Raw genomic sequence first — 7,239 nt, 5'->3', positions numbered from 1 at the left:
ATTTCCTCGGCGGGCCTTTGCGCTCGGCAGAAGCCGCCCACAGATTGATGTCGGATTCGCGCGCGTATGTGTCGATCTCGGCGAGTTCGGCATCGCTGAAGTCGAGCGCCTTGAGCGCGCCGACGCAGTCCTCGACCTGCTCCGGCCGGCTGGCGCCGATCAGTGCCGAGGTCACCCTCCCCTTGCGCAGCACCCAGGCCAGCGCCATCTGCGCCAGCGTCTGTCCGCGCCTGCCGGCGATGGCGTCGAGCGCCTTGATGTTGGCGATGGTCTTGTCGTTGATGAAGGCTGTCTTCAGCGACTTGCCCTGCGACGCACGGCTGCCGTCCGGAATGCCGCCGAGATACTTGTCCGTCAGCATGCCTTGCGCCAGCGGCGAGAACACGATGGAGCCGACGCCGAGCCCTTCGAGCGTGTCGAGCAAGCCGTCTTCCTCCACCCAGCGGTTCAGCATCGAATAGCTCGGCTGGTGGATGACGCAAGGCGTGCCAAGCTGCTTCAAGATATCGGCCGCCTCGCGCGTGCGCTGCGAATTGTAGGACGAGATGCCGGCATAGAGCGCCTTGCCCGAGCGCACGGCATGGTCGAGCGCACCCATCGTTTCTTCCAGCGGCGTGTCGGGATCGAAACGGTGCGAATAGAAGATATCGACATAGTCGAGCCCCATCCGCTTGAGGCTCTGGTCGAGGCTGGCCAGAATGTATTTGCGCCCACCCCATTCGCCGTAGGGCCCGGCCCACATCTGGTAACCGGCCTTGGTCGAGATGATCAGTTCGTCGCGGTAGGCAGCGAAGTCGGTGCGCAGGATCTCACCGAAGGCGGTTTCGGCAGAACCGGGCGGCGGACCGTAATTGTTGGCGAGGTCGAAATGCGTGATGCCGAGGTCGAAGGCCTTGCGCGCGATCGCCTGCTTGGTCTTGTGCGGCGTGTCGTTGCCGAAATTGTGCCACAGGCCCAGCGAGATCGCCGGCAGCTTCAGGCCGGAGCGGCCACAGCGGTTGTAGACCATTTTCTCGTAACGATTTTCGGCGGGCGTGTAGGGCATCGGAAAATCCTCGAATGGAAACGAGCCGGTCGGCTGCATTCGTCACAACGCGGCGAGTTGGCTCTGCCCCCCACCCTTACCCTCTCTCCGTCGAAACGGGGAGAGGGTTGAGGTGTGCTGCCCTATTTCTTCTTCGCCAAAAGCGCCTTGGCTTCCTTGACGCCAAGTGCGGCCGGCCGTTCGCAGGTGGTCTGCATGGCGACGAACTTGCCGGTTTCGCCGGAACGCAGCAGGCTGGTCATCACGTCGACGGCGTGCAGCGCCAGCTCCATCGAACAGCGGTGCGGCCGACCTTCCGCGATCGCCACCGCCATATCGGCAAGGCCTGACGTGCGGTAGTTGGCCATCATGCCTTGCGAATGCATCTCGTTGGGCACGCCGAACGGATGCGGCCAGTTCGGCAGCTTCTTGACCGGCTTGGCCGCGACGGTGAAGCGAACGTCACCACCGAAGAAGTTCGGGTCCGGCACAAACACCGTACCCGCCTCGCCATAAAGCTCCATCGGCGCGTGGCCGTGGGCCCAGACGTCCCAGCTGGTGTTGAGCGTGATAACGGCGCCGTTCTCGAACTCCAGCAGCCCGTGGATGGTTGTCGGCGTGTTGACCGGTATCTTTTCACCCGCGCGCGGCTTTGAACTGATCGTGCGCTCCTTGGCCGGCGTCGTCGCGAAGGCCGCGACCTGCTTCACCGGCCCGATCAGCTGGATCAGATTGGTGATGTAATATGGTCCGATGTCGAGCACCGGCCCCGCGCCTGGCTGGAAGAAGAAATCCGGATTGGGGTGCCAGTGCTCCATGCCGTGGCCCATGACATGGCACGTGCCACTCGTGACCTTGCCAAGCTTGCCGGTGTCGATCAGGTTGCGTACCAGCTGGTGCGCGCCGCCGAGGAAAGTGTCTGGCGCCGAGCCGATGCGCAGACCCTTTTTCTCCGCCCGCTTCTTAAGGTCGAGCCCTTCCTTGACCGACAGCACGAACGGCTTTTCCGAATAGACGTGCTTGCCGGCGTCGAGGATCTGCTTTGACACCTCATAGTGCACCGCCGGGATGGTCAGGTTGACGATGATGTCGATGTCGTCGGCCTTGAGCAGGTCTTCGACGGTGTCGGCGCGCAGCTTGAACTCCTTCGCCCGAGCCTTGGCCGCCTCCATGTTGATGTCGGCGCAGGCACGCATTTCAATGCCGCGGAACAGCGGCGCCAGCGAAAAATACGCCTTCGAGATGTTGCCGCAGCCGATCACGCCGATGCCAAGTTTCTTTGCCATGCTGGTTGCTCCTAATAGGTTTTGGCGGCTGCGATGGAGCGGCGGGCGAAACGCTCGATGTCGTTGGGGTTGTCCTGTTCCATGACGTAGTATTGGGCAGCACTCCTGGCACGCAACACCTTGATCAGGGCGGCCCAGTCGATGGTGCCATGGCCGACATCCGACCAGCCATCCTCATCCAGCCCCTCGCCGGGCTTGGCCATGTCCTTGACGTGGACGGCGCTGATGCGCTTGCCGTGTTTCTCGATCCACGGCAGCGGATCATCGCCGCCGCGCACCACCCAGGCAACGTCCATCTCCCAGCTGACATCGGGCGCGGATGACAGGATGTGGTCCTGCGGCACCGATCCGTCGGCAAGTTTCTTGAACTCGAAATCATGATTGTGCCAGGCAAAGCCGTAGCCGGCCTTTTTCGCGGCATCACCGACCTTGGCCAGGCGTTCGCCGAAACCACGCCAGCCGGCCACGTCGGATGGCCGCTGGTCGGGCATCAGGAAAGGACAGATGAGCAGCGTGATACCGAGTGCGTCGGCGGTTCTGCGCACGCCGTCAAAATCGTTCTCGAGCGCGTCGATCGAGAAATGCCCAGTCGGCATGGCAAGCCCGTTCCTGTCGAGCTCGGCGCGGAATGCCTGGGGATCATCATAGACGCCGCCGAAACCTTCGACCTGGGCGTAGCCGAGCTTGCCGAGCATGGCGAGCACACCGTCCCAGGGTTGGAAATTGCGGGCGCTGTAAAGTTGGAATGACCAATTCATCGTCTCTGTCCGTTTTGCTTGGGGATCGTCGTTGGAAGGTTGGTTCTCGGAAGCTAGATGCGTGTGCCGGTTGCGGTGTCGAAAAGCGAGGCGCGCATCGGATCGAATCCAAGCGTCACCGCCTCGTCGTTCTTGGGCGTGCGTTCCGAGGTCACTCGGACGCTGAAATTCTGCTGGGCAAGCTTCAGCCAGACCAGCGTGTCGGAGCCCATGGGTTCGACCACCTCGACATTGGCGGCCATCGAGAACGGCCAGCCGGTGCCGCTGTTCAGGCTGACATGCTCGGGCCTGATACCGAATGTGACGGGGCCGGGAGCCGGAGGCTTGGCAAAGTCGTAAGTGCCGAGCGGGATCTTGATATCCCCGGCCGCGAACCGCCAGCCGCCGTCGGCGTCTTCCAGGTGGCCATCGACGAAGTTCATTGCGGGCGAACCGAGAAAGCCGGCGACGAAGCGGTTGACCGGACGGTTGTAGATGGTCTGCGGCGCATCGAGTTGCTGGATGACGCCGCCCTTCATCACCGCGATGCGGTCGGCCAGCGTCATCGCCTCGATCTGGTCGTGGGTGACGTAGATCATGGTGTTCTGCAGCTTGCGATGCAGCAGCTTGATCTCGACGCGCAGTTCGGCGCGCAGCTTGGCGTCGAGATTGGACAGCGGCTCGTCGAACAGGAACACGTCGACATCGCGCACCAGCGCCCGTCCGATGGCGACGCGCTGGCGCTGGCCGCCGGAAAGTGCGGCCGGCTTACGCTGCAGCAGCGGTTCGATCTGCAGGATTTCAGCCGCCCGCGTGATCCGCTTGGCGATCTCTTCTTTTGGCGTGCCGGCGACACGCAGCCCGAAGGACAGGTTCTTCTCCACCGTCATTTGCGGATAGAGCGCATAGGACTGGAACACCATGCCAATGCCGCGGTCCTTGGGCTCTTCCCAGGTGACGTTCTTGCCCTTGATGAAGATGCGGCCTTCGGAAACGTCGAGCAGGCCGGCAATGCAGTTGAGCAAGGTCGACTTGCCGCAGCCGGACGGCCCGAGCAGCACGATGAACTCGCCATCGGCGACATCCAGATTGAGCGTCTCCAGGACGGTCACCGCGCCGAAATTCAGCGACAGGTCCTGGATCGAAACGCTGGTATCGTTGGCTGCCGTCATCGCCATCACCCCTTCACCGCGCCGGCGGCGATGCCACGTACGAAAAGCTTGCCGGAGATGAAGTAGACGATGAGCGGCACAAGCCCGGTCAGGATGGTTGCGGCCATATTGACGTTGTACTCCTTCACGCCTTGCACCGAATTGACGATGTTGTTGAGCTGCACCGTCATCGGATAGGTGTCGGGGCGGGTGTAGACGACGCCGAACAGGAAGTCGTTCCAGATGCCGGTCACCTGCAGGATGATGGCGACGACGAAGATCGGCAGCGACATCGGCAGCATGATGCGCAGGAAGATGCCCCAGAAGCCGGCACCGTCGACACGTGCCGCCCGGAACAGCTCCTCCGGCATCGAGGAGAAATAATTGCGGAACAGCAGCGTCAGGATCGGCATGCCGAAAATGGAATGGACGATCACCAGCCCGCTGAGGCTGCCATAGAGGCCGATCTCGCGCAGGATGATGACGATCGGATAGATCATCACCTGGTAGGGAATGAAGGCGCCGACGATCAGGATGATGAAGAACGTATCGGCGCCCTTGAAGCGCCAATTGGCCAGTGCATAACCGTTCACCGAGGCGATGGCGATCGACAGCAGCACTGACGGCACGGTGATGCGCACCGAATTCCAGAAGCCGCGCGAGAGCCCGTCGCAGTTAAGGCCGGTGCAGGCAGTCGACCACGCTTTGACCCACGGTTCGAAAGTGATCTCGAGCGGCGGTGAGAAGATGTTGCCGAGCCGGATCTCCGGCATGCCCTTGAGCGAGGTGACGACCATGACGTAGAGCGGCAAGAGGTAGTAGACCGCCATGACGAACAATGTGCCGTATAGGAAGACGTTGCGGCGCGAAATCACGCGGCGCGGCTTCGGGCCGTAGGGATCGGTGATGCCCTGGCGCGCGCCGGCGGCGGTGCTTGCTTGAGCGGTGATGTCTGCCATGCTCATTTGCGCCGCCCGAACTCGAGATAGGCCCAGGGCACGATGACGATCACCACCGAGAGCAGCATCATGGTCGAGGCAGCAAAGCCCTGGCCGAGGTTCTGGGCGAAGAACATATAGTCGTAGACGTATTTGGCCGGCACTTCGGAGGCGATGCCTGGGCCGCCGCTGGTCTGGGCCACGACGAGGTCATAGACCTTGACGATGCCGGCAGCGATGATGACGAGCGTGGTGATGAAGACCGGCCGCATCATCGGGATGACGATGAACAGATAGGTCTTCCACATCGGGATCCCATCCACCCGCGCCGCCTTCCAGATGTCCTCGTCAATGCCGCGCAGGCCAGCCAGCATCAGGCACATGATGAGCCCTGTGCCTTGCCACAGCGCCGCGATCGATATGCCGTAGATGACGATGCTGGAATTGTAGAGCGGGTCGAAGCTGAAGCTCGTCCAGCCTAAGTCACGGACCACATGCTGGATGCCGAAATCCGGATTGAGCAGCCACTGCCAGACCAGGCCGGTGACGATGAAGGAGAGCGCGAAAGGATAGAGGAAGATGGTGCGCAACGTGTCCTCGAAGCGGATCTTCTGATCGAGCAGTGCTGCAAGCAGGAAGCCGATGACCAGCGAGAACACCAGCGAGATCGCGCCGTAGATCAGCAGGTTCTCGATCGAGATCAGCCAGCGCGGCGTCGCCCACAGCCGGTAATATTGGTCGAGCCCGACGAAATTCAGCCGCGGCAAGAGCTTCGAATTGGTGAAGGAATAGAGCACCGTCCAAACGGTGCCGCCGACGAAAACCACCATGGCGGTGAGGATCATCGGGATCGAGGCGACCTTCGCATTGAGGTTGCGGAACAGAAGGTTGGGGCGTTCGCTCTTGCTCATCTCGTCAGCCGGCTGGGTAAGGGCGGTGCATTCCCGGCCCTGCATTCGCAAGGCCGGGAGCGAGGTGGCTTGCCGCCAGCGTCAGTCCGCCGAAGCGATGAGGTCGGCGAAGCGCTTCTGTGCGTCTTCGACGGTCAATTCCGGCTTGGCGAAGAATTCGGCGAAAAGGTCTTCCTTCTGCTTCTGGGTGTCCTGCGAAAGCAGTTGGTCCGTCCATGGAATGACGGCGCCCTTGGCGAGGATGGCGAGGCCTTTCTTCATGCAGTCGTTCGCCGCGTTGAGATCGACGTCGCCGCGCACCGGCAGGGAACCCTTCTTCAGATTGAAGGCAACCTGCGTCTTGGGATCGAGCAGCGTCTCGGCCAGCACCTCCTGCGCCTTGCTCTTGTCGGCATCCTTGAGCAGCGGGAAGTAGAAGGCGTCGCCGCCCGTGGCTATGACCTCGTTCAGCCCAAGGCCCGGCAGGCAGGTATAGTCCTTGCCGGCGGTCTTGCCGGCAACCTGGAACTCGCCCTGTGCCCAGTCGCCCATGATCTGGCCACCCGCCTTGCCGGTGATGACCAGGTTGGTCGCCTGGTTCCAGTCCTGCACATTGGTGTCCTTCGCCATCTTGCGGGCATCGTCCGCGGCCTTGAAGACCTTGGCGACTTCGGGCCCGGCGGCGAACTTGGCATCCTTGTCCTTGTAGACCTTGAGGAACGTGTCCGTGCCGCCCACAGCCGCAAGCAGCACGTCGAAGGCACCGGAGGATTGCCAGGCTTGCCCGCCGACGGCGAGCGGGATGATGCCGGCCTTCTCCAGTGCCGGCGCTGCCGCCACGAATTCATTCCAGTCCTTCGGCAACGGCACGCCGGCCTTCGCGAAGGCTTCGTTGGACAGCCACAGCCACTGCCAGGAATGGATGTTGACGGGCACGCAATAGATCTTGCCGTCGATGGTGCAGCCGTCGAGCAGGCTCTTCGGCCGCACGACATCAGTCCACTTGCCCTTGGTGGCGACGTCGGTGAGGTCGCGCATCAGGCCGGCCTGCACCAACTCTTCCGCCTGCCGGCCGTGGTTGAACTGCGTGGCGCCCATCGGATCGCCACCGGTGATGCGGCTGATCATGATCGGCCGCGCCGTGCCGCCGGAGCCGGCAATGGCGCCGTCCACCCAGTGGTTGCCGGTCGCATCGAATGCCTTGGCAAGTTCC

At 62.5% G+C, this 7,239-nt stretch carries 7 protein-coding genes; all 7 read right to left on the bottom strand.

Annotated features, from left to right (window positions below; genetic code table 11):
* On the bottom strand, positions 1-1,045 hold a 1,045-nt coding region (gene mgrA / locus EN994_RS11740), incomplete at its 3' end, for an L-glyceraldehyde 3-phosphate reductase (protein WP_013529545.1).
* A 122-nt stretch (positions 1,046-1,167) separates the two neighbouring features.
* Entirely contained in the window at positions 1,168-2,310 is a 1,143-nt protein-coding gene (locus EN994_RS11735; protein WP_063169021.1) for a Gfo/Idh/MocA family oxidoreductase, read from the bottom strand.
* A gap of 11 nt (positions 2,311-2,321) precedes the next feature.
* A complete protein-coding gene (locus EN994_RS11730; RefSeq protein ID WP_063169022.1) occupies positions 2,322-3,068 on the bottom strand; it encodes a sugar phosphate isomerase/epimerase in 747 nt (248 codons plus the stop codon).
* Positions 3,069-3,121: 53 nt separating this feature from the next.
* Positions 3,122-4,219 carry a sn-glycerol-3-phosphate ABC transporter ATP-binding protein UgpC gene (ugpC, locus tag EN994_RS11725; RefSeq protein ID WP_027161308.1) on the bottom strand — a complete coding sequence of 366 codons (1,098 nt, stop codon included), beginning with the start codon at positions 4,217-4,219 and terminating at the stop codon, positions 3,122-3,124.
* 5 nt (positions 4,220-4,224) lie between these two features.
* A complete protein-coding gene (locus EN994_RS11720; protein ID WP_024504414.1) occupies positions 4,225-5,157 on the bottom strand; it encodes a carbohydrate ABC transporter permease in 933 nt (310 codons plus the stop codon).
* 2 nt (positions 5,158-5,159) lie between these two features.
* Positions 5,160-6,047 carry a sugar ABC transporter permease gene (locus tag EN994_RS11715; RefSeq protein ID WP_024504415.1) on the bottom strand — a complete coding sequence of 296 codons (888 nt, stop codon included), beginning with the start codon at positions 6,045-6,047 and terminating at the stop codon, positions 5,160-5,162.
* Positions 6,048-6,128: 81 nt separating this feature from the next.
* A partial coding sequence (locus tag EN994_RS11710) for an ABC transporter substrate-binding protein (protein WP_164745876.1) occupies positions 6,129-7,239 on the bottom strand: 1,111 nt, incomplete at its 5' end.

Origin of the sequence: Mesorhizobium sp. M7A.F.Ca.CA.002.09.1.1, from assembly GCF_003998555.1 — a bacterium.
GTDB classification, from domain to species: domain Bacteria; phylum Pseudomonadota; class Alphaproteobacteria; order Rhizobiales; family Rhizobiaceae; genus Mesorhizobium; species Mesorhizobium ciceri.
This window is presented reverse-complemented; position numbering and strand designations above follow the sequence as displayed.